Origin of the sequence: Aquimarina algiphila, assembly GCF_007489275.1 — a bacterium.
Taxonomy (GTDB): domain Bacteria; phylum Bacteroidota; class Bacteroidia; order Flavobacteriales; family Flavobacteriaceae; genus Aquimarina; species Aquimarina algiphila.
This window is the reverse complement of sequence record NZ_VLNR01000024.1, coordinates 1-24,873: the sequence shown is the minus strand read 5'-3', so window position 1 is coordinate 24,873 and position 24,873 is coordinate 1. Positions and strand designations below refer to the sequence as shown.

Sequence of the window (24,873 nt, the reverse complement as noted above, 5' to 3'; positions counted from 1 at the left end):
GAATTTTCTTAGAAATATGATGAATTGGGAAGAACTTCTGTCGTTAAAAAGACAAGGGGATAAAAATAAAAGATTACGTAAAGAGCAGGATGAAACACGATTAGGTTTTGAGGTAGATTATGATCGCATTATCTTCTCTTCTGCCTTTAGGAGTTTACAAGATAAGACACAGGTTATTCCTTTGTCCAAGACTAGTTTTGTGCATACGAGACTGACCCATAGTTTAGAGGTGTCTGTAGTAGGGCGTTCTTTGGGTAGAGTAGTGGGAAAGAAAGTTTTAGAAAAACATCCGCATCTTTCTGCAATCCATGGATATCAATTTAATGATTTTGGAGCCATTGTTGCGGCGGCGGCTTTAGCTCATGATATTGGAAATCCACCTTTTGGGCATTCTGGAGAAAAAGCTATAGGAGAGTATTTTAAAACAGGAAGTGGTAATCGATATAAAGATCAGCTCACGCCAAAGCAGTACCAGGATCTGATTGATTTTGAAGGTAATGCAAACGGTTTTAAAATCCTTACAGAATCCAGAGAAGGAATTGAAGGAGGTCTTAGATTATCTTATGCCACCTTGGGTGCATTTATGAAGTATCCTAAAGAATCACTACCTAAAAAACCGACAAAACATATTGCGCATAAAAAATTTGGGTATTTTCAGAATGAAAAAGCCTTCTTTGAGGAGGTAGCTGAAGAAGTGGGATTGTTAAAACATAGTATAGGAAAAGAAGTTACTTATAGCCGTCATCCATTAACTTTTCTGGTAGAAGCAGCCGATGATATTTGCTATACAATCATTGATTTTGAAGATGGGATAAATCTGGGATTAATAGAAGAGGAATATGCATTAGAATATTTGATTAAACTAGTAAAGGATACAATTAATACTTCAAAATATAATAAACTGGCAACTACTGCTGATCGTTTGAGTTATTTAAGAGCTTTAGCAATCAATACTTTAATAGGAGAGGCTGCAACTATCTTTATTCAAAATGAAGAAGCAATACTGTCTGGAGATTTTGATGCAGCATTAATAGATAAAAGCAAATATGAAGCTCAAATTAACGACATTATCAAGATTAGTATTGCCAAAATTTATCAAAGCCAGGAAGTCACAGAGAAAGAGATTGCAGGATATGAAATTCTTGCAACACTTTTAGACCGATATTGTGTGGCTACAGATAATTTTAATGAGAGTAAGAGTTCAAACTATGATCAACTTATTCTTAGGGCAGAAGGAGAGAATTTTGATTATACAAATACCGATTTATATACACGACTGATAGGAATCAGTAACTATGTAGCAAGCCTCACAGATGGTAATGCATTATTGAAATTTCAAAAGATTAGAGGGTTAAAAATATAACATCTATCAAATAATAGATGTTATATTTTGTCAAAAGAACCAAGAGATTATAGTTTCTTATAACCAAATTCAGTTTTAAAACCTTCATCATCATATTCTATGGTTAGTATATCATCGATGATAGTAAAAACGGCTTCTTCTACAATTGTTTCCCCTTCATCAGTATATGTAAGGGTAAGTTTATTTCCATCTTCATTCCATGTGCCGGTATCTTGATAATCAATTTGACAGTCGGTATTGACAGGTGCATAACCAATATCGGTATACGACTGAGCGCTAAATTCTATAGTAGACCTTTTTTCACAGTCTGTTATAGTCATCATTTCTCCTTGTTGAGAAAATGAAATTTCTCCCCATTTCCCTATTAATTTTGAAGTCGATTCTGGGTTTTCACTTTGAGGATTATCATCATCGCTATTGCAAGACATTAGAATTGAAGTAAAAAGAAGGATAAATACGCTAAATTTTTTCATGATAGATAGTAATTAAATAATAGTTTGTTCTTATGTAGGTTACCATATAGCTAGAAATGTTACCATCCTATTTTATTTTTTTTTGAAAGTGAAAAGACAAAAGTGATGAAAAGAGTTAAAAGTTATAGGAATTTTTTACCACCTTTTGAATACTTTCTGAAGATATACCAGAAATATCATGTAATTCATCAACAGTGCCATGATGGATAAATTGATCTGGAACACCGAGTGTGGTAATGTTGTTTTTAAATTGATGTTGATTAGCAAAATCGATGATAGAGCTTCCAAATCCGCCTTTTACAACTCCGTCCTCTACTGTGATGATGGTTTTATATTGCTGTAGTATTTGTTTGAGTAGATCAGCATCTAATGGTTTTATAAAACAAAAGTGATAATGACCAATGGGTTGATGTAATGAATCTAAAGCATTGATAACATTATGAGCAATTGTACCTGTAGAAAGTATAGCGATATCTGATCCTGTGGTATATTGAGTTGCTTTTCCGATTGTTAATGATTGCATGTCTACTTTCCAGTTGGTAATATGTCCTCTTCCTCGGGGATAACGTATAGCGATAGGATGATCTAAACCTAACGAAGCGGTATAGAGTAGATGCCTTAATTCAATAACATCTGCAGGAGCAGCAATGATGATATTAGGGATGCAATTAAGATAAGCAATATCAAAAACTCCATGATGTGTGGCTCCATCTGCTCCTACAATACCAGCTCGATCGATACAAAAAATAACAGGTAAATCTTGTAAGGCCACATCATGTATCACTTGGTCATATGCACGTTGTAAAAAAGTAGAATAAATAGTGCAAAAAGGAATCAAGCCTTGTGCTGCCATTCCGGCTGCAAGAGTAACCGCATGTTGTTCTGCTATGCCAACATCAAAGGCTCTGTCTGGCATTTCATCCATCATGTATTTTAAAGAACTTCCTGTTGGCATAGCGGGAGTAATACCCACAATTTTATCATTTTTTCTTGCCAGCTCCAGAATAGTATGCCCAAATACATCCTGAAACTTGGGTGGCAGTCCGGTACTATCTTTTGAAATCAAATCACCAGTAGAAGCATCAAATTTACCTGGTGCATGATATTTTACCTGATTTTCTTCAGCTTGTTTTAATCCTTTTCCTTTGGTGGTTATAATATGTAAAAGCTTTGGGCCTTCTGTGGTTTTTAGTATTTCTAAGGTTTTGAGTAAAGTTGGTAAATCATGGCCATCTATTGGACCAAAATAATTGAAATTTAAAGCCTCGATGATATTATTGGTTCTAGGTTTAACCCCAACTTTGGCTTTGGTAAGATATTCTTTAAGTGCACCTACGCTAGGATCGATTCCAATCGCATTATCATTAAGAATGACTAACATATTTGTATCAGTTACTCCGGCATGATTAAGCCCTTCAAAAGCCATTCCACTTGCAATCGAAGCGTCTCCGATTACTGCAATATGTTGTTTTGTTGTATTTCCTTGAAGTTTAGAAGCAATTGCCATTCCTAATATCGCAGAAATAGAGGTTGAGGAATGCCCTACACCAAAAGTATCATATTCACTTTCACTGCGTTTTGGAAAACCACTAATACCGTTTAGTTGACGATTAGTATGAAATATATCTTTTCGCCCAGTCAGAATTTTATGTGGATATGCTTGATGACCCACATCCCATACCAAAAGATCATCAGGAGTATTAAAAATATAATGCAATGCAATAGTAAGTTCTATAACACCTAAACTCGCCCCCAAATGCCCTTCCTTGGTAGCTACAATGTTGATGACAAAATCTCGCAATTCTTGGGCTAATTTTGGCAATTGATCCGGAGATAGTTTTCTTAGATCAGAGGGGTATGTGATATGTTGTAGTAACTCGTTAGACATTCAAAGATAATTGATGCACAAAACTACAACTTTAAAAGGTTATTCTTCTATCTTAAATACGATCGGTAAATGATATATGGTTCGTACAGGCTCATTTTTGTAGGTTCCTGCAATGAGTTTTGGAATCTTTTGCAATACTCTTTTAGCTTCTTTTTCTAGTTCTGGATGTGGTGCTCTAGTTTCTATATCTTTGATTACTCCATCTTTATTGATCTCATACCTTACATATATTCGTTGTACACCTTGTAATCCCAATTTTCTTCCGATATCGGTGTTGAAATATTTTGTGATCAACTTTTTCATCTGTTTTGAATAATTTTCTTGTGTCCTTTTTTTTATTGGAGTTTTGCTTAATGCTGGAGATGTGTCAAGTAGATGGATAGGAATTGGTTGATTAAGGTTTATGATTTCATTAGAAGCAATTAGATCTCCCATTACAATTTCAATACCACCTTCTACCGTTTCAATAGGTTCAGGAATCACTGGTGGAGGTATGATTTCTTCCGGAATAACCTCTATAAATCCAGGTACTGTCTCTTCTTTCTTCTTTGTAGAAGTAAGAGAAGTGTTTTTTGTGCATTTCTTTGGAATACTATCAATATTAAAAGTATTATTTTTCTTAGTATCTATAACTTCTTTTAATTCGACGCTTTCAATTTTTTGTTGCTTTCCATCGTGATTTGTACAATTAACCAAAGTGGTTCCCATGACAATAAGCAATGCCAACAAAAATGATCGCTTAAAGGTATGTTTGGTCTTAATAATGTGAATCGGAATCGAAATATGTATGGTGTCCAGTTGTGTTTTCTTAAAATGACCACATATCTTTTTACTTTTATTTTCAGCCAGAAAATCTTGTATATGTAAAGAAGACATAGTTGTAAAATCAATTACTGTTTTTGCACAAGAATCACAAAATCTACCTTTTTCTGAAGGTGTCATCGTATTCCAATCTTCATGACAAGGTTTTGGAATCGAAATTTTATAGAATTTTCCCATAAATTAAAAAGTTAGTTTTTAATGGTAATCAAGTTTCCTGCCAATTTGCTTAAGTTTGTGTATAATCTTAAGTTATAGCGATGTTAGATCCATTGGATGATTCTTATTATATGAAGAAAGCTCTTCAGGAGGCAGAATTAGCATATGAAAAAAATGAGGTTCCCATAGGTGCTATTATTGTAGTGGCTGATAGGATTATTGCCAGAGCACATAACCTTACAGAATTATTGAATGATGTTACGGCTCATGCCGAAATGCAAGCTATAACTGCTGCAGCAAATTTTCTGGGAGGCAAATATCTAAAAGAATGTACGTTATATGTTACTTTAGAACCATGCCAGATGTGTGCTGGTGCTTTGTATTGGAGTCAAATAAAGAAAGTAGTATATGGAGCTGTTGATGAAAGACGAGGGTTTACTGCAATGGGGACAAAACTTCACCCTAAAACAGAAATCATAGGAGGAGTTATGGAAAAGGAATGTGGAGAACTTTTATCTCGTTTTTTTATAGAAAAAAGAAACCTGAATTGATGATGTTATTTTGAAATATGAAAAATACTATTGCAGAACGTATCCAGGATTTTTTAAAGCAATTTCCTCCTTTTAATTACTTAAAAAAAGAAGAACTATTATCGATCTCTGCACATATTAGAGTTTTGTATGTAGAGAAAGGACAATATATCTTTCAACAAGATAATCGATGTCATGATGAGTTTTACATTGTAAGAGAAGGAGCAATAGGACTATATCGTAATTTTGAGTCGAATCAGAATTTGGTCGATATATGTGATTCTGGAGATTTGTTTGGTCTTCGGATTATGATTATCAAAAAAAACTATCGTATGTCTGCAATAGCAGATGAAGAATCTATTGTTTATGCTATTCCTGCAAAAGTTTTTGAACCCTTTATAGAAGAGAATAAAGAAGTAAATAAATTTTTACTGAGTAGTTTTGCGGCTCATGCGCGAAATGATTACACCGAAACTGAAAAAGGACATCGAATAGATAATACCATTTCTATTGAAGCTGCCAAAGATCTTTCTGGATTACGTACTGTTTCTTATCGAAAAAAACCCATCACTTGTTCGCCAGAGGATACTATTCGGGATATTGCTAAAAAAATGACAAAAAAAAGGGTAAGTTGTATGATTATTGTCGATGATAACAACTATCCTTTGGGTATAATTACAGATGAAGACCTTAGGGTTAAAGTAGCTACAGGAATATTTCCTATTACTACTTTGGTTTCTCAAATTATGATAACTCCGGTATTTACATATTCAAAAAAAGTTACAGTTGCAGAGGCCCAAATTGCATTGATTAAAAATAATTTAAGTCATCTATGTATTACTAAAGATGGTACACGAAACTCAAAACTTATAGGGATTCTTTCTGATCATGATCTTTTGGTATCTTTTGGTAATAACCCTTCGGTTTTGATAAAAGAGACCAAACGGGTTAAAAAACTTCAGAAACTAAGATATATTCGTAAACAGGTAGAGAAATTACTCAAGTCATATTTAGAACAGGATATCCCAACACCACATATTATTAATATCATATCAGAGATTAATGATGCATTAATTACACGGGTTATTAAGCTTGCATTAAAAGAAATGTCCTCTCCACCTCCGGTAGCTTTTTGTTTTATTGTATTGGGAAGCCAGGGAAGAAGAGAGCAGTTACTGATGACTGATCAGGATAATGCTTTGATTTTTGAAGATGTTCCTGAAGAAGATTATGAGTCAATACAGCGTTATTTTTTAGAATTATCAGGTATAATTACAAAAGGGCTTCATACTATCGGATATGAATACTGCCCTGCAGAAATGATGGCTAGTAACCCAAGATGGTGTATGACAGTCTCAAAATGGGAATCTCAGTTTCGCGAATGGATGACTACTCCTGATGAAGAAGGTACATTATTATCCTCAATATTTTTTGATTTTCAATATGTATATGGGGAGGTTACTCTCGCAGATAAACTATCTGATGTTGTGTTTGATGGTGTTAATAAAAGTAATAGATTCTTAGGCTTGTTAGGAGTCAGTGCTCTACAAAAACCTTCTCCATTAGGGTTTTTTAAACAATTTCTGGTAGAACAAAATGGGGAGCATAAGGATACTTTTGATATTAAAACCAGGGCGATGATGGTATTGATTGATGCCGCCAGGATATTATCACTGTACCATAATCTGAAAGGAGTAAATAATACATTGCTTAGGTATGCCAAGCTTGGTGAAGTTGAACCAGAAAATGCTGCACTTTTTGAAAGTTGTGCAAAGGCATTTAGAGTACTTATTAAATTCAGAACCCGCCAAGGTTTACTTCACCATGATTCAGGAAGGTTTATTAAGTTGAATACACTAAGTAAGAATGATAAACTAAAGCTAAAACGATGTTTTAGGCCAATACGTGATATACAAGAAGTATTAAAAGTGCGTTTTCAACTTAAGAGTTTGATGTAACACCAAATTTATATGGAATTTTGGCCTAAAAAGAAAAATAAAAATCATCCTGATTTCTGGAAAGAGTACCTTTCGCTTTTTGAAAAAAGAGGCGATAAATTAGCTTTTGAAAACATTCGCTTTGTTGCATTTGATACAGAAACTACCGGATTTGATTATATAGACGATAGGGTATTATCTATTGGAGGGGTGGCGGTCAAAAATAATAGTATACTTGTATTTGATCAATTAGAAGTCTATTTAGAGCAAGAGGTATTTAATGAGGATACTGTAGAAATTCACGGAATTCGAAAAAATAATGGATTTGATAAAATTACAGAAAAAAAAGCTCTCGAATTATTTATACAATATATAGGGAACGCCATTCTTATTGCGCATCATGCAGAATTTGACAGAAGAATGATTAATAAAGCTTTGCAAAGACATGGATTAGGCGTATTAAAAAATAAATTTTTAGATACAGGTGTACTCTTTAAGGAAACAAAACATTTAGTGTATCGCAATGATATACTTAATAGCCATTATAGTCTTGATGATCTCTGTATTGATCTCAAAATCTCAAAAAGTGACCGACATACTGCCTCTGGAGATGCTTTTATAACAGCAATGGCTTTCTTGAAGATTGTATCCAGACTAAAAAAGAAGGGAGTTGATATAAAAAAGGCACTTTTATAAATGTTAAGTAAATTTTTTAGACTACTTCATTTCTAAATCTTAAAAAATGTTTAAATCATTACCTTTATCTTTGGATAAAAGAAAACTCGAGTATGATTAAAATGATTTTGAATAGGAAATCATTATACTTCATATAAAAACAAAAAGTAAATACATATTAATTGAAAAAAATATTCTTTTTCTTCTGTTTCATTAATTTTTTAATATCGTATGGTCAAAGTAACCTGGATTCGTTATTTGATGCTGATAGATATGAGGAATTGGTCAATATATTAACTAAGAAAGGAGAGAAAGAAGAACTTCTGGCTTCTGAGTTATTTTATTTAGGAAAATCTTATGGGCGTTTGGGGAATTATTCTAATGGCTTGCTTATTTCTGACAAGATGATTCAAAAATCGTTGAGTACAGATGATAGTCTTAATCTAATGAAGGCGATTAATCTAAAAGCAGAAAACTTAATTGATTTAAATAAAATAAAGGAAGGTATAGAGTTTTGTGAAAAAGTTAGCAATGTGTTTAGACCACAGGATTCTATACAGTTGGAACTACTTTGTTTTAAATGGGGTATGCTTTATTTCCAAAATGATGAATATGATAAAGCATTAGATATTTATAATAGAATTAAGAGTGATAAATTTGTAAAACTAAATTTATATCGTCATAATTATGCCCTTATTTTAATGCGAACAGGTAATTATGAAAATGCTTTAAAAGGGTTTAATGAATCATTAAAAGAGAATAAAAAAGATAAGGATTCAGCGGGAGTAACTCTTGTCTATTCCAATATGGCAAACCTTTTTTTAAATAAAAGAGAATTTGAAACAGCTAAAATATATTTGGATTCCTCAGCTAGATTCGAGACAAAAGATACACCTCTTCGCTTAATTAAAAATAGATTAGATAACTATTATGAGTACTATAAACATACGAATTCTTTTGATGAAGCAAGTGTGTATTTGGATTCTGTGAAAATGGTTGAGGAGTTAATGTTTAATAAAAAGCTGAATGAGAATATAAAAGAAGCAGAAACAGCGGATGTAAGAGAGAAATCACTTCAAAACAAGGTTAAATTAACAGATTCTAAATTAGAAAGAACATATCAGCAAATTTTGTGGGGTATTATAATTGTAGTTATTGTTATTCTCGGGTTACTTTTTTTGACATTTTTATATAAGTATAGAAATATAAAATCAGCACATGAAAATATACTAATAGAACAAAAATTGTTGAGATCTCAGATGACACCGCATTTCATATTTAATTCTCTCGCAGTATTACAAGGTATGATTTTGAATGATGAAAAAGCTAAAGGAGTTGCTTATCTCTCTAAGTTCTCTAAACTACTTAGGGGAAATCTGGAGAACTCGAGGAATAATCTTGTTATGTTAGATAAAGAATTAAATACAATAGAACATTACATTGACATACAGAATTTGGCTGCTGATCATATATTTGATTATTCTATTAAGGTAGATGATAACGTGCAGGCAGATGAATTTTTGGTTCCGACTATGATGATCCAACCTTTTGTTGAAAATGCTATTGAACATGGTTTTCAAAAGCATGATGATGATAAGAAAATTGAAATAAACATCTCTTTTAAAGAGAATAAACTATTGTGTGTCATCAAAGATAATGGAGTAGGGGTTGATCATAATAAAATAAAGAATGATAAGAAAAAATCATTAGCTACAATAATAACAAAAGAACGTTTGGCGATGCTTTCTAAAGAGTTTAAAACCGAATCATATATCGAAATAGAGGATATGAGTATTTATGGAGAAAGAGGGACAAAGGTTTCTTTGGTTCTTCCTCATCAACTATTAAAATATTAGTAGTTGATTGGTTTAAATTTTTTTAGTTTCAAACAAAATACATAGGAGACTAAGTTTTGATGCAATAAAAAAGCACTACATCGGTAGTGCTTTTAAAACTTAGAAGTTTTAATGTTCGTTTTAATGAATTATACGGACATTTGCAGCGGTGAGCCCCTTTCTTCCCTCTTCTTCCTGATACTCTACTTTGTCACCTTCATTTAAGGCTTCTCCATCAATTCCTGAAGCGTGAACAAAAATGTCCTTTCCTGTTTCGTCGTTGGTAATAAATCCGTAACCTTTTGATTCATTAAAAAATTTTACTGTTCCTTCCATTGTAATAAAATAATAAGTAGTTGAATATTAAAGGTAGTTTTAAATTTTTTACGAATTGTTATGAAAATGTGAATATTTTCGAATTTCGTTACTTCAAATCCTCCTTTTTTTCTCGTAATCCCGCATTTTTCTTAGGTTTTCTTCAGTAAGCATGTAATCCTTTACCTTCTTGTTTTTCCACCTGTGATATATAAAAATTGGCATCAAAATAAAAGAAGAAGCTAGTATACCTATTCCTACTAGCTTATCTCCCATGAGATGATCTCCGATATTTTTAAAGTAATATCCAATACAGATCAGTATTACAACGGATATAAAAAGTATGACTATGACATATTTCATGTATTCGTGATATGATTTTAGAGGTTACATAAAACTAACCAATAAATATTTGAATGAGAATCCATCAAACTATACAGGCTTATTTTATTTTTAATTTGATTATCGTGTAAAATTAATCAACTTTCTACGATATGCAGTAAGAAGTTTTGATTTTGAGATAAAACCAAAATATTTACCATCTTTAATAACTGGAAGATTCCACGCCCCGGTATCCTGAAATTTTTGCATTACCTTTTTTACATTATCTTCTTCGTATATTATATTGGCAGGAGTTTGAGACATAAGAGTATCGACATTAATTTTATGATACAAGGTAATGTCAAACATAATATCTCTAATGTTATCTAATGATACTACACCTATGAGATGATCAGATTCATCTGTAACTGGAAATAAATTTCGGTTGGATTTTGCAACAGCCTCACTTAATAACTGTTTTAGTGTATAATTGGGTTTTACCGTTATAAAATTGGTCTCAATACAATCTTCAAGATTCATGAGAGTCAATACCGTTTGATCTTTGTCATGTGTTAGGAGGTGACCTTGTTCTGCCAGTTCTCGGGTGTATATATTATGTTCAATCCCATTTTTAGAAATTATAAATGAAATTGAAGTTGTAATCATAAGAGGAACAAATAACTCATAACTCGAGGTAATCTCTGCGATGAGAAAGATCGATGTGAGGGGAGCATGTAATACCCCTGCAATAAGCCCTGCCATTCCTAATAAAGTAAAATTTGCTTCAGAAACCTGAAAACCTATCCCCAGATTATTAATAACTTTGGAAACTACATTCCCCAAGGCACTGCCCATTACCATTGTTGGAATAAATATTCCTCCCGATCCTCCAGCAGCAAAAGTAGCAGTCATTGCAACAGCTTTAAAAATAGTTATACCTGCCAATAGCGCAATAATAATCCAAATATTACTAGTTAATGAATCAAATGGAGTTTTTCCAATGGCTTTTAAGTGATTACCATTTAATAAATCGTTTATAAAACCAAGACCTTCTCCATAAAGAGGGGGAATAAAATATAACATGATACCAATGGCAAGCCCGCCTATTAATAATCTATGAATCTTTCTCGAAAAACGATTGAAAAAGTGTAATATCCCAAAGTACATTTTGGTGAAATATATCGAGGCAAACGCAGTACCTATTCCTAAAATAATATAGAAAGGAGTATCATAAATATCAAATTTTTCTATTACATCAAATCTAAATAAAACTTCATCTCCTAAAAAGAAATACGAAGTAATTATAGCAGATACAGAGGCAAAAAGTAGAGGTAATAATGAAACTAAAGTAAGATCGAGGCTAAATACTTCTACGGCAAAAACTAGACCCGCTAAAGGAGATTTGAATACAGCAGATATGGCACCGGCTGATGCACATCCTATAAGTAAAACCCTTGTCTTTTGATTAACATGAAATAATGTGCTAAAACTCGAACTCAATGCAGATCCAGAACTAATTGCAGGTCCCAAAAGCCCAACCGAACCTCCAAATCCAACGGTGATAGGAGCCAGAATAAGAGGCAAATATCCATGAATAGGTTTTATAATTCCTTTCTTTTTGGAAAGAGAGTATAGAATTAAAGGTATTGCAGACTTAGGGTTTTTTTTGATAACATATTTTGTAAATAGGTAAATGATCAACAGACCTATTATTGGAATAATAAAATAGAAGGACGTCTGCCACGAGATAATATCACTTTCGAGAACAACTTGAATTAAGTGAGTAATGTTTTTTAGTAATAAGGAAACGAGACCAGCTGTAAAACCAACAAGGATACTTAAAATAAGAACAAAAGTCTTATCAGAGATATGACGATAACGCCATTTAAGAACCTTATAAAGTAATGTCTTCTTCTTTTGGGACGGCATATTTTTTGATCTTATACCAGTTTTAATTTAGAATGTCGCATTTAACACTACATTCTATTAAAATTAGTATTACTCTCGTTTAAAGGTAATAAAAATCCCGCTTGTTGCGGGATTTTATATAAATAGAGTTTTAAAACGTTAGTATATGATTTGTAGTATATCACAAATCAAGTTTTATATTCAATTCTTTAAGTTGGGTGTCATCAATATTTGACGGTGCGTCTATCATGATATCTCGACCACTATTGTTTTTTGGGAACGCTATAAAATCTCTAATAGTTTCTTGACCTCCTAAAATAGCGACTAATCTATCAAGTCCAAAAGCAATACCTCCATGAGGCGGAGCTCCATATTGAAAAGCATCCATCAAAAATCCAAATTGAGCTTTTGCTTCTTCTGGCGTAAAACCTAAATGGTCAAACATCAACGCTTGTGTTTCCTTATCGTGGATACGAATTGATCCTCCTCCAATTTCATTTCCGTTTAAAACAAGATCATATGCATTAGCTCTTACCTCGCCAGGTTTAGTGTCTAATAAATCAATATCTTCTGGTTTTGGAGAGGTAAATGGATGGTGCATTGCGTGATAACGTTCTGTTTCTTCATCCCATTCTAATAATGGAAAATCAACAACCCATAAAGGAGCAAATTCTTCTGGATTTCTTAATCCAAGACGTTCTGCAAGTTCCATACGAAGTGCACTTAATTGCGCTCTTACTTTGTTGGTCTGACCAGAAAGCACACAAATTAAATCTCCTGCTTTTGCTCTTGTTATTTCTGCCCATTTGGCCAAATCATCCTGATCATAAAATTTATCTACAGAAGATTTATATGTACCATCTTCGTTGCATTTTACATAGACCATTCCTAATGCACCTACTTGAGGTCGTTTTACCCAATCAATAAGTTTATCTATTTCTTTTCTGGTGTAAGATGCTCCATCAGGAACAGCAATACCAACGACAAGCTCGGCATCATTAAATACTTTAAATTCTTTATGCTGAGCCGCTTTGTTAAGCTCTCCAAACTTCATTCCGAACCGAATATCTGGTTTGTCGTTCCCATACGTTTGCATAGCCTCATTATAGGTCATTCTATGAAAATCTCCAATACTAATATTTTTGATTTCAGTTATAAGATGGCGAGTAAGTCCTTCGAAGGTATTTAGAATATCTTCTTGCTCTACAAATGCCATTTCACAATCTATTTGTGTAAACTCAGGCTGTCTGTCTGCTCTTAGATCTTCGTCTCTAAAGCACTTTACAATTTGAAAATATTTATCCATGCCTCCAACCATAAGCAATTGCTTAAATGTTTGTGGAGATTGCGGTAAAGCATAGAATTGTCCTTCATTCATTCGAGAAGGTACTACAAAATCACGTGCTCCTTCTGGTGTAGATTTAATCAAATATGGAGTCTCTACTTCAATAAATCCTTCTTTTGATAAGTAATTTCTTACTTGCATAGCCACCTGATGACGAAATACTAAACTATTTTTTACAGGATTACGTCGTATATCCAGGTATCGGTATTTCATTCTTATATCTTCTCCACCATCTGTTTTGTCTTCTATAGTAAACGGGGGAACTATAGCTTCATTAAGCACAGTCAGTTCATTGACAAGAATTTCAATTTCTCCGGTTTGGATATTTTTATTTTTAGACTCACGCTCTATAACGGTTCCTTTAATCTGAATAACAAATTCTCTACCTAAAGTTTTGGCTTTTTCAACAACCGCTCTAGGTGTGCGTTCTTCATCAAAAATCAGTTGAGTAATACCATAGCGATCTCTAAGGTCTACCCATATCATAAACCCTTTATCTCTGGTTTTTTGTACCCACCCAGATAAGGTAACTTCTTTATTGATATCTGAGGCGCGTAATTCACCGCAGGAATGGCTTCTGTACATAGTTATATATTAAGGCTGCAAAAATAAGAAGATTTATGGATTAGTGCACAGTAGAGAGTTGATAGTTTTTGATGATTTAACCAAGGAATAGTTTTAAATGATCTGTAACAGTTAATTGTGTTTGTAAATACATCAATTTGATAGATTGTCATGAGTTAGAAAATTAATTTAAGCTTAATAGTTTATCCGTACTTTTTTTGTGGTTTTAACTCAAAATCAATACGTTATTATGATTTTTTTTGCGAACAATTGTTAGTTGTAACATTATTATTTCAATTTCTTTTAATAGATTTAACAAAACATTTAAACAAATCATTATGAAAAAACGAACTCATTTTAGCAAAATGAAGATTTTGCTATTATTAATTTTTGCTCCAGCAATACTGCTGGCTCAAGAGACCATTACAGGTAAAGTGGTCATCGAAGCTACCGGAGCAGGGGCGCCTTTTGTTAATATTGTGGAGAATGGTACCGATAATGGTACTGCCAGTGATATTGATGGTAATTTTTCTATTACAGTAGGAACTTTGCCTACAAGGCTAAAGGTATTTGCTCTTGGATTTGGAACAAAAGTAGTTGATGTTGAAACTGCTGGGGAAATCACAATACAGATTAGTGAATCTACAGAATCATTAGAAGAAGTAATTGTTACAGGTTTGGCAACCTCGGTTAAGAGAAGTAATGCGGCTAATGCTGTTTCGTCTGTTTCTGCGGAAGATTTGGCAGGGTTGACACCACCACAAACATTAGACGGGGCATTGGCAGGTAAATTCGCAGGTGCATTAATTACAAAAAGTTCTGGTGCTCCCGGGGGAGGTATTGCTGTTAAACTTAGAGGGGTAACCTCTATTAATGGTAACTCTCAACCACTATATATTGTTGATGGAGTATATGTAAATAACAATAGCATTTCTGCAACAGGTTTAAATTCTGTGTCTGGAGCAGCGAGTGGTGGAAACCCATCTAGTCAGGATAACCCATCAAACAGGATTGCAGATATCAACCCTGATGATATAGAAAGTGTAGAGATTCTTAAAGGAGCATCTGCTGCTGCAATTTATGGAGCTAGAGCTGCTGCAGGGGTAATCATAATTACTACGAAAAAAGGAAAACAAGGGAAGACAAAAATTTCTTTTTCTCAGGATTTTGGATTTAATACAATTATTAGATTAAGAGGACAGAGAAACTTTACTGAAGCATCGGCTGAGGGGACAGGCGCTGGCAACGGAGCTTTATTTACTGCAGCTCGTGACAGTGGTACACTTGTGGATTATGAAGAAGAAATCTATGGTGAAGAAGGATTTATTTCTAATACCAGTATAAATGTTTCAGGAGGATCTGAGAATACACAATATTATGCAGGTTTTTCTAATAATGAAGAAGATGGAATTGTTAAAAATACTGGATATAATAGAAAGTCGATACGTTTAAATTTAAATCATAGTTTTCTTGAAGATAGAGCAAAACTTTCTTTATCTAGTAACTATATAGATTCTCAATCTGATCGTGGATATTTTAACAATGATAACACCACTACCACTATAGGACAATCAGCAACTTTTACAAAGCCGTGGACACAGTTGTTTCCTAATGAGTTAGGGATTTACCCTGATAACCCAGATGCGGCTTCAAATCCACTACAAACTAGAGATTTGATTACCAATAGAGAGGATATTAATAGGTTTATAGTGGGAGCTACACTAGATGTTAAGCTTTATGAAGCAGAAAAGTCTAACTTAAAACTTGCATTAGGAGGAGGAGTTGATTATTATGAATTAATAACGACTACTATTTTTCCAAAATTACTACAATTTCAAAAACCAGGGAATGGAGGTGTTAATGGAGTATCTGCATTGGGAACAACAGAAAATAAAGACGCCAACTATTCGGCTTTTTTAGTACATAATTATACCACAAGTAATAGTCTTAATTTTAGAACTCAAGCTGGTGTAACAAAACAAACATTTTATAGAAATACCGTAGGTAATATTGCTACAGATTTAATTGGTTTTGAAACCAACCTGGATCAAGGTGCAAATATTAGTGTAAATCAATTTAGACAAGAACAGGAAGATCAAGGATTTTTTGTTCAGGAAGAATTAAATTATCAAGATAAAATTATTGGTACTCTTGGGGTAAGAGGGGATAAATCAAGTAATAATGGAGATGCTAATGAAATTTTTTATTACCCGAAAGCTTCTGCTGCAGTAAACTTACACAAGTTTGATTTTTGGAAAATTCCTGTTATTAATCAATTCAAAATTAGAGCTGCATATGGTGAGGCAGGAAATTTTGCACCTAATGGAGCTTTATTTACTACCTATACAAACACTTTAATTGATGGTATTGCTGGTATTGTTGTTCCCGTAAGCCCATTAGCACTAGGGAATCCAGATATTTCTCCAGAACGACAAAAGGAATTAGAAGTAGGTTTTGATGCAAGTTTCTTGGATAGCAGGATTAACTTAGAGTTTTCATATTATAATAAAAAAGTGGATGATTTGATCTTAAGATCTAACATAGAACCTTCATCAGGATTTACTTTAGAGTTTTCTAATGCTGGTAATTTAGAAAATAGAGGAGTAGAAGTTAGTGTAAATGCAGATGTATTAGAAGGAGATAAGTTTAATTGGAATACGAATTTGATATTTTTTACTAATGAATCAGAGATCACTAAGTTAGATGTAGATGCATTTAACCTTGGAGGATTTGGAGCAGGTTTAGGAACATTTAGAATTGAAGAAGGGAAAAGTGCTACGCAAATCGTAGGAAATGATGCTAATGGTAATTTAGTGGTACTAGGAGATGCTGCTCCTGATTTTCAGATGACCTGGAGTAATAACTTGAGTTATAAGGACTTTACCTTATCTTTCTTATGGCACTGGAAACAAGGAGGTGATAATATCAATTTAACTAATCTATTAAGTGATTTTGGAGGAACTAGTCCAGATTTTGATGATATTGACCTAGATCCTGCAGGAGTGACAGCAAATGGACCTTTTAGAATTGGAGCTTTTGGTTCGGGAAATGCTACCCCGTTTGTAGAAGATGCTTCATATCTTAGATTAAGAGAAATTGGTTTATATTATAACTTATCGAGTAAGATACGTGAGAAGGTTTTTGGAAAATATGTTTCTAACCTTAAAATAGGATTTTCAGGAAATAACTTAATCAATGTATTTGATTATAATAGTTATGATCCAGAAGTTTCGAATTTTGGGTCTAATGGATTGTCGACTGGAGTAGAAGTTACACCATTTCCTACCTCAAAACGTTATTTATTTCACTTAGCAGTTGATTTTTAATTAAAAAGAAAGAAAATGAAAATAATAAAGATATTTTTAATAACTATTTTATCTTCGGTGGTACTCGTGTCTTGCGAGGTTGAAGATGGAAAAGATTTGAATGGCCCAAGTACAGAGTCGATCTCTAGTGATTTGTCTCGTGGAGAGTTAAGAGATGCAATATTTGGTGTGTTATCTGATATGCGTTCTCGATTAGGAACACAAGTAGATGGTCAAGCCGTTGCAGGTCGTGAATATTGGCGTGTAGCAAGTTCTGATCCCAGATGGACAGCAGATTTATTGACAGGTACCTTAGACGATAATACATTTTATACAACAAACCCGTATGCCGCTCGATATGCAACGGTTAAAGATGTAAATTTATTACTTGAAGGACTAGCAAATACGACTGAAACATTCACGACAGAGGAAGTTGCAGGAATACGAGGTTTTGCCAATACAATAAAAGCTCATGAATTGTTAATGGTGCTCAATCAACAATTTGAAAATGGGATACGAGTCGATGTTGCCGATCCTCAAAACTTAGGTCCTTTCTTAAGTTATGATGACTCTTTGACAGCTATTTTTAATCTGCTAGCCGATGCGGCAACCGATTTATCTAATGCTGGGAGTGACTTACCTTTTTCTCTTCCATCTGGTTTTTCTGATGTAAGCATCTTAGAATTTAATAATGCTCTAGCAGCTAGGGTAGAAGCCTATCGCGGAAATTATGCTTCGGTACTGACGCTTCTTGGAAATTCTTTTATGAATATGAGTGGGGATCTTTCAACAGGTGCTTATTTTACATTTTCACTAGATGGAGCAGATATTGCTAATCCATTATTTTTTGCATTAAATAGCTCCTTATCTAATGTGAGGTTAGCACACCCAACATTTATCACCGATGCAGAAGCTGGAGATACACGTTTAAATAAAGTAGTCTTTAGAGAGTTGCCCAATGCTGATACAGGAGTACTGGAACCTAATCCAATTACTGTTGCTGGGCCAGATGGGGTTGCTAATTCAGCCGATGATTTAAATGCAACTCATGATGTGTTTGTTTTTACTAGTAATACTTCTTCTGTACCCATTATCAGAAATGAAGAATTGATTTTATTAGCTGCAGAAGCGAATCATATCACTAATCCGACTGCAGCAGTAGCCGCAATTGATGTGGTTAGAACTGCTGCAGGATTATCAGGATATACTGGTGGTACAACACCAGAAGAATTGGTAACTGAAATCTTAAAACAACGAAGATATTCTTTGTATGCAGAAGGTGGACATAGATGGATTGATTTAAGACGATTTGGTAGATTAAACAGTGATTTAGCAGGTTCTATTGATCGACCAGGTGACGCAATTTTTGATAGATTTCCTACTCCGGCAAATGAAAATAGATAGTATATAATTGTTTGTTTAGTAGAATATATAAAACGCCGCAAGATTTTGCGGCGTTTTTTTTAGATATTATGTTTTCCTTCGTTAATAAATTAAATTTCTATAAAGTATACTGTTTTATTTTTTTAATCACTCTGATATTTAACTGCTAAAATTAACCACCTCTTCTTTTTGATCATTCACCAAGAAAACTATACGATTTACCATATTGATTTTGCCTATGTTTTTGTAGAAGATAAGTTTGTGCAGATAAAATAATACAATATCATGAATAGTATATGTAAAGCAGGCGCATTTTTATTAATTAGTCTATGTATTGGGTGTAGTTCTGATGATGATAATCAGGATTCTGAACTGAATAACCCAGTAGAAATAGATTTAACAGAAGCAAACCTAAATGATTTTAAGTTTACTGAGGTCGAATATACCAATATAGAAATACGACAACCAGAAATTGTAGATGGAAAAGAAAAGACTTCAGGTGAGATTATTGTTACAGTTCCAGCAACTTCTAATAATCTTAGTTTTAGTCTAGCTTCAGTTAATTTTGATGAATCTAAGTTTGAAATATCTCCTGCAGTTGGATTAGTACAATCCTATTCATTAGGAAGTTCTATTACCTATACGATTACCTCACTGCAAGATCCAGAGAAAAGTATTCATTATCTGGTTTCTGTAATAAAAGAAGATGCCCCAATTGAAGATCAGTTAAAGATTACGGGTTTTAAATTCGAAAAAAGTAAAAACCCAGATTTGCCTTCAGATATTGAAACAAAGAAGATAATAGAATACCCTGGCAGTACAAGTGGTAACGCAATATTTATCTTAGTTCCGATTGGAACAGATTTAACAGATCTGGTTCCTACTGTAGATTTTGAAGGAGAAGAATTGCAGCATAAACAAGGAGATGGAGATTTCATTACATATCCAGAAGCAGATCTGAGGATTAATTTTACTAGTGACTACGACATTGGAAGATTTGAAGATAGAAATGAGTTTAGACTATTAGTCAAAAATTCAGAGTCTCAGAAGATATATCGGGTAATTGTAGATGTAGAAAACCCAATCGAATTACGACAAGGTTCGATATTGACAACGAATTTGGAACAAGATAGAGGAATCATACGATTTGATACCAGCGCTGAGGTTTTTGATTATAGAAATAGAGGCAATCATCCAATAGAGATAAATCTTCAGGCAAGTGACTATATAGATAACACGGCAGACGGTATAGGAAATATATATACTGCTTTTTTAGGAGTAAGAGACCCTTTACAAGGATCTCGTATAATGCCAGGAGAACAAGGAAAGATGAATATTAGTGTTAATACAGATGGAGCGGCAATTGGAGATTATGATGTGGATATTATATTTTCTCCTAAATATGATGTAAATCGGGCAAGAATTAACGATATCATTGATGATCTAAATCCAATAGAAGACATATTCAATACTGTAGTGTTTAATATTAAAACAACAATTGTACCTAGGTAGTTTAGTAGCTGCTGTAATTCAGAGACTAATCAATTAAAGAATGTACTAATAAAAGTTATAAATAGGAAGTATCAAAGAGATTAAACTTTATGGTTTCATCTCTTTGATATGAATATATGAGATATACCAAGAATGATTCCCCAAGTTAAACCTAAGTTTGATTGATTATAATAAGTTTATAATCGATTTTACCAACCTGTAAACATTAATATTTTTTTAATAATTACAGGTTGGTATTTAAATAGCTTTGTGCTCAAAGTTAATAAGGTGTTTATGGTAAAAAATAAAAAAGTATTAATAGTCGAGGATGAGTTTTCCATTGCATTGGATATTAAAATTAGTTTAGAAAAACTAGGATATGTTATTATAGGGATTGCTGGCAGTTATAACGAAGCGATAAAATATACAGAAGAGGCGATACCTGATATTGTGGTCATGGATATTAATATTTCGGGAGACAAAAACGGTATTGTAGCAGCAGAAGAGATCTACAAAAGGTATAAAATTCCAATTGTTTTTCTTACCGCTTATGGAGATAACAGTACCTTTAAAGAAGCATTACAATCTAAACCTTTTGGGTTTTTATTAAAACCTTTTAATATAAAAGAATTGTCCTTTGCAATACAAATAGCATTACAAAAGCAGTTAGAAAACAAGACTTCCAAAGCTGTTACATCCGGTGCCAAAGTATCAGACACTTTATTTGTAAAAGATAAATCTCAGTTGATAAGCGTTAAGATAAGTGAAATTTTGTGGGTTGAAGCTATGGATAACTATTCTCAAGTTATTACAAAAGAAAAAAAGACTGTAGTTAATATGTTTTTGAAAGAGTTCTATGAAAAAGTGCCGCAAGATAGATTTTTAAGGATTCATAGATCTTATCTTATTGCATTGGATAAAATCGATAAAATAGAAAATAGGTTTGTTTTTATTGGAGATAAAAATATACCAATAAGCAAAGCATATAAAAGTCAATTGATAGAGCGATTAGATATTATATAAAATGAAGAAAATAATACATTTTTTACGGCAGTATGGTTGCCTGTTTTTATTGTTTTTTTATGTTTCACTTACAGCGCAAACCGATAGTTTGGAGCAAAAATTGGCAGTAGCTTCTAAAAAGGAAAAAATTGAATTATATAAACAATTAACCAATAAATACAGTAAAATAAGCGTAGACAGAGCTATTGATTATGCAAAGCAAGGATTAGAACTGGTAAAAAATGAAAACAATAAAAACACAGGTTTTTTTTATATACGGTTAGGGAAGTTTTACAATGACAAATCTGATCATGAAAACGCATTGTTATACTATACTAAAGCATTAGAGGTTTCAAAAAAGTTAAAATATGAACTAGGGATTGGCAAGTGTTATCAAAATATAGGGGTAGTTCATATACGTATGGGAGAGTATGAAACAGCGCTTGATTATTATCTAAAGGCACTTAAGATATATGAAAAAAGTAAGGAGGAAAATCTTATCGTAGCAATAACCAATAACCTAGGAACTTTATACTCTTGTCGATTAAAAGATGATGACAATGCAACTATATATTATGAAAAAGCATTAGAGTTATCTCATGAGTCAGGTAATCAGGAGTATAGGGCTTATGTTTTAGGCAATGTAAGTGAAATGTATATGCGCCAAAAACGTTTTGACAAAGCTAAAAAAACGTTGACAGAAGCATTTAAAATTGCAGAGGAAACAAATTATTTAGATCTAATGATAGGTTCGTTAAATAATTTGTCGCAGATAAGTATAGATGAAGAAAAATATGAAGAAGCGCTAATACATTCTAAAAGAGCTTTGCAAATGCGTTTGGATTCGGGGTACTCTGAGGATAATACGCTAGCATATTTAACACTAGCAAATATTTATGAAAAACTCGGGGATCTTAGAACTGCAGGATTACATTATGATAAAGCTTTGTCGGTTGGGGAAAAAATAGGGGCTTTACCTCAATTATCAAGAGTGTATGGTGCTTTACATGAATATGCAAATAGAAAAAGGGAACACCAGAAAAGTTATGAATATCTATTAAAGTACAATGAGATTAAAGATTCTTTATTTACTAAAGAAAAAGATAAACAATTAAAAGAAGTACAGGCAAAATTTGATTTAGAAAACAAAGAGAAAGAAGTGCTGTTACTAACTAATGAAAATCAAATAAAGGAATTAGAAAACAAGAATCAGCGTACAACTCAAATTATATTAATAACAGGACTAGTTGCATTAACAATAATAGTATTAACACTATTCTACGCGTATAAGAATAAACAAAAGACGAATAAAATTCTTGCAAAAAAGAATAAACAAATCTCTGAAACCTTAAAAGACCGCGAAATATTATTAAAAGAAGTACATCATAGGGTGAAAAATAATCTACAGATCGTATCTAGCTTATTAAGGCTTCAGCATAAATTTGGAGATCACAAGAGCTCTTTTGAGATTTTACAAGAAATTCAGGATAAAATACAGGCCATGGCTATTATTCATGAAAGATTATATAAATCCAGTGATTTGTCGTTGATTAATTTACAAACCTATCTGGATAACTTACTTACATACTTTAACACCAGTTATGATCTTCCAGAGCAAAATATAACAATAACAACAGCTATAGATAATATTAATCTTGATATGGATTATTTGGTTCCTTGCGGTTTGATTGTGAATGAAATTATAGCCAATAGTATCAAATATGCATTTCAAGAAGATACTAGCGGGCGAATTAATATAGAAGCTTCTAAAAATCATGATACATGTATGCTCAAAATACAAGATACAGGTGTTGGTTTTCCAAAAGATTTTAAAATAGAAGATAGTAAGTCTTTGGGGATGCAACTTATACAAGGGTTAACCAAGCAGATTAATGGAACTGTCGAAATTTTTTCGAATCCTGGAGCATGTTATACTATAACTTTTGATATAAAAGAATAATTGCAAAAAAATGGATTTACCTATTGTTTTAGAGCATTCACCATATAAATGGTATACAATACCATATTAATTTAGAAATGCTTTAGCGACTTGATAGATTTGCTCGTAATTTTTAAAAAGAAGTAATGAGAAATAATATTAAATTGTTGAATATAGGAGGTGTAATATTTTCTATTTTTTTAATGATGAATTGTAATTCTAGCGATGATGATTCTACACCGCCACCAGAATCAGAGATTAATCTTGAAGAAGCTAAACTTTCAGGTTTTCCATTATTCGGAATAGAACCCGTCTTCATAGATATTGTAGATCCAGAAATTGTTGACAATAAAGAAGTGAACCCTGGAGAAATTAAGATTACCTTGGCTAGTTCAATACTTTCTTTAGAAGGTATAAGTGTTTCCATCACATCAGAAGAACTTAATTTAAGTAAGTTTAGTATCTCACCAGGAAATGATGTGCGGTTGTCTTTTGAAGATCAAAAAGTGCATGTATTTACAATCTATAATGCTATAGGTGATAAAGAAGAGTTACTACATTATAATGTAAGTATTGTAAAAGAAGACCCCGTTATTCCTGCAACGCTAAAAATCACAGGCTTTGTCTTTGAGAAAAGTAAAAATCCCGATCTTTCAAATGACATTACAGTTTCGAGAACTATAGAAGAATCTGGTAGAGATATTTTGTACGTTTTTGTTCCGTTAGGAACCGATTTTACAAATTTAGTGCCGACCATTACATATGATGGTCCAAGTTTATATTATACACAAGATTCATCTACACTACCAGAGGATATAACTACTGAATTTCCAACTACAGATACAAGTATTGATTTTGAATACCCAAAAAGTTTCATATTATTAGTTAGAAATGATAACGACTTTAAAACAACCCAAGTAATTGTAGATGTAATTAATCCTGTTAGGATTGAAACTACACCTATTACTGTTCCAGACGTTGCAGAAGGTAGTATTCCGCCTGAAACTTTTAGAGGTGTTACAAAATGGATTAATCAAGGAAATCATCCTATTGTTTTTCAAAGGAGTACAACTTATGAAAACGATGAGCCTATGATCGACCCTAGAGTAGGAAGAGTTATTCTTGCACGTAGAGTTTTACCACCAATAGCATTGAATCCAGGAGAAAATGCAGATATCGATGTAACTATTGATTCTAGAGTTTATACAGAAGGCACATATAAAAGCACTGCAGTTTTTTATTCCAGAATACGAAATCATCAAAGTGTTGATGATTTATTAGAACCTGCAAAACTTTCGATAACGGCAAAGATTATTAAATAATTACTGATATATTGTCGAGTATAAAAAAAAGGAGATCTAAATTTAAGATCTCCTTTTTTTATAAACTATTCACAATCACATTCACTAACACCGCATGTTCCTCCTGAATATGGTGGAGTAATAGTGGGACAAAATAAAGTGCCTTGAGTTCCTCCTTTAATTGCGAGGCTTTGGAATCATAAGTGTTCGAAACCTTAAAATTATGTAATTTAGGGAGAAACTATGAAGGTTTCAGAAGTTTTAAATTATATTCCAAAGGATGAATTAGAAAAATTATCATTGGACTATAAAGTGGATTA

The 24,873-nt window shown here is 32.9% G+C and carries 18 protein-coding genes; 11 read left to right on the top strand and 7 right to left on the bottom strand.

Annotated features, from left to right (window positions below; all coding sequences use genetic code 11):
- Positions 1 to 19: 19 nt before the first annotated feature.
- A complete protein-coding gene (locus FOF46_RS12805; RefSeq protein ID WP_143916746.1) occupies positions 20 to 1,363 on the top strand; it encodes a deoxyguanosinetriphosphate triphosphohydrolase in 1,344 nt (447 codons plus the stop codon).
- A gap of 47 nt (positions 1,364 to 1,410) precedes the next feature.
- Here FOF46_RS12805 and FOF46_RS12800 read toward each other — a convergent pair whose 3' ends face one another.
- From FOF46_RS12800 to FOF46_RS12790, 3 genes are all read right to left on the bottom strand, one after another.
- Complete coding sequence (locus tag FOF46_RS12800) at positions 1,411 to 1,836, bottom strand: lipocalin-like domain-containing protein (RefSeq protein ID WP_143916706.1); 426 nt, start codon at positions 1,834 to 1,836, stop codon at positions 1,411 to 1,413.
- A gap of 115 nt (positions 1,837 to 1,951) precedes the next feature.
- A complete protein-coding gene (locus FOF46_RS12795) occupies positions 1,952 to 3,724 on the bottom strand; it encodes a 1-deoxy-D-xylulose-5-phosphate synthase (protein WP_143916705.1) in 1,773 nt (590 codons plus the stop codon).
- A gap of 39 nt (positions 3,725 to 3,763) precedes the next feature.
- A complete protein-coding gene (locus FOF46_RS12790) occupies positions 3,764 to 4,723 on the bottom strand; it encodes an energy transducer TonB (protein WP_143916704.1) in 960 nt (319 codons plus the stop codon).
- 80 nt (positions 4,724 to 4,803) lie between these two features.
- Here FOF46_RS12790 and FOF46_RS12785 point away from each other — a divergent pair, with 80 nt between their 5' ends.
- From FOF46_RS12785 to FOF46_RS12770, 4 genes are all read left to right on the top strand, one after another.
- Positions 4,804 to 5,253 carry a nucleoside deaminase gene (locus FOF46_RS12785; protein WP_143916703.1) on the top strand — a complete coding sequence of 150 codons (450 nt, stop codon included), beginning with the start codon at positions 4,804 to 4,806 and terminating at the stop codon, positions 5,251 to 5,253.
- A 17-nt stretch (positions 5,254 to 5,270) separates the two neighbouring features.
- Entirely contained in the window at positions 5,271 to 7,190 is a 1,920-nt protein-coding gene (locus FOF46_RS12780) for a DUF294 nucleotidyltransferase-like domain-containing protein (RefSeq protein WP_109435774.1), read from the top strand.
- Positions 7,191 to 7,202: 12 nt separating this feature from the next.
- On the top strand, positions 7,203 to 7,865 hold the full coding sequence (locus FOF46_RS12775; protein WP_109435773.1) for a 3'-5' exonuclease: 663 nt from the start codon (positions 7,203 to 7,205) through the stop codon (positions 7,863 to 7,865).
- 161 nt (positions 7,866 to 8,026) lie between these two features.
- A complete protein-coding gene (locus FOF46_RS12770; RefSeq protein ID WP_143916702.1) occupies positions 8,027 to 9,700 on the top strand; it encodes a tetratricopeptide repeat-containing sensor histidine kinase in 1,674 nt (557 codons plus the stop codon).
- Positions 9,701 to 9,820: 120 nt separating this feature from the next.
- Here the strand turns inward: FOF46_RS12770 and FOF46_RS12765 are convergent, their stop codons facing one another.
- The 4 genes from FOF46_RS12765 to aspS form a co-directional block, all read right to left on the bottom strand.
- On the bottom strand, positions 9,821 to 10,015 hold the full coding sequence (locus FOF46_RS12765; protein ID WP_109435771.1) for a cold-shock protein: 195 nt from the start codon (positions 10,013 to 10,015) through the stop codon (positions 9,821 to 9,823).
- 93 nt (positions 10,016 to 10,108) lie between these two features.
- Positions 10,109 to 10,357, bottom strand: a complete 249-nt coding sequence (locus tag FOF46_RS12760; protein ID WP_143916701.1) for a hypothetical protein — start codon at positions 10,355 to 10,357, stop codon at positions 10,109 to 10,111.
- 99 nt (positions 10,358 to 10,456) lie between these two features.
- Positions 10,457 to 12,244, bottom strand: coding sequence for a chloride channel protein (locus FOF46_RS12755; RefSeq protein ID WP_109435769.1), 1,788 nt, complete (start codon positions 12,242 to 12,244; stop codon positions 10,457 to 10,459).
- Between the two features lie 160 nt (positions 12,245 to 12,404).
- Positions 12,405 to 14,153 (bottom strand): aspartate--tRNA ligase, encoded by a 1,749-nt coding sequence (gene aspS, locus FOF46_RS12750; RefSeq protein WP_143916700.1) that lies wholly within the window; start codon positions 14,151 to 14,153, stop codon positions 12,405 to 12,407.
- Positions 14,154 to 14,470: 317 nt separating this feature from the next.
- On the opposite strand from aspS, the gene FOF46_RS12745 reads away from it, so the two are divergent.
- The 6 genes from FOF46_RS12745 to FOF46_RS12720 all read left to right on the top strand — a co-directional run bounded on the left by FOF46_RS12745 (position 14,471) and on the right by FOF46_RS12720 (position 24,574).
- Positions 14,471 to 17,458: a SusC/RagA family TonB-linked outer membrane protein gene (locus FOF46_RS12745; protein WP_109435767.1), complete on the top strand. Its 2,988-nt coding sequence runs from the start codon at positions 14,471 to 14,473 to the stop codon at positions 17,456 to 17,458.
- A gap of 15 nt (positions 17,459 to 17,473) precedes the next feature.
- Complete coding sequence (locus tag FOF46_RS12740) at positions 17,474 to 18,841, top strand: RagB/SusD family nutrient uptake outer membrane protein (protein ID WP_143916699.1); 1,368 nt, start codon at positions 17,474 to 17,476, stop codon at positions 18,839 to 18,841.
- A gap of 264 nt (positions 18,842 to 19,105) precedes the next feature.
- Complete coding sequence (locus FOF46_RS12735) at positions 19,106 to 20,332, top strand: hypothetical protein (RefSeq protein ID WP_109435765.1); 1,227 nt, start codon at positions 19,106 to 19,108, stop codon at positions 20,330 to 20,332.
- 273 nt (positions 20,333 to 20,605) lie between these two features.
- Complete coding sequence (locus FOF46_RS12730) at positions 20,606 to 21,334, top strand: LytR/AlgR family response regulator transcription factor (RefSeq protein ID WP_143916698.1); 729 nt, start codon at positions 20,606 to 20,608, stop codon at positions 21,332 to 21,334.
- A gap of 1 nt (position 21,335) precedes the next feature.
- Positions 21,336 to 23,273 (top strand): tetratricopeptide repeat-containing sensor histidine kinase, encoded by a 1,938-nt coding sequence (locus tag FOF46_RS12725; RefSeq protein WP_143916697.1) that lies wholly within the window; start codon positions 21,336 to 21,338, stop codon positions 23,271 to 23,273.
- 125 nt (positions 23,274 to 23,398) lie between these two features.
- Positions 23,399 to 24,574 carry a hypothetical protein gene (locus FOF46_RS12720; protein ID WP_143916696.1) on the top strand — a complete coding sequence of 392 codons (1,176 nt, stop codon included), beginning with the start codon at positions 23,399 to 23,401 and terminating at the stop codon, positions 24,572 to 24,574.
- The last annotated feature ends 299 nt before the right edge of the window (positions 24,575 to 24,873 follow it).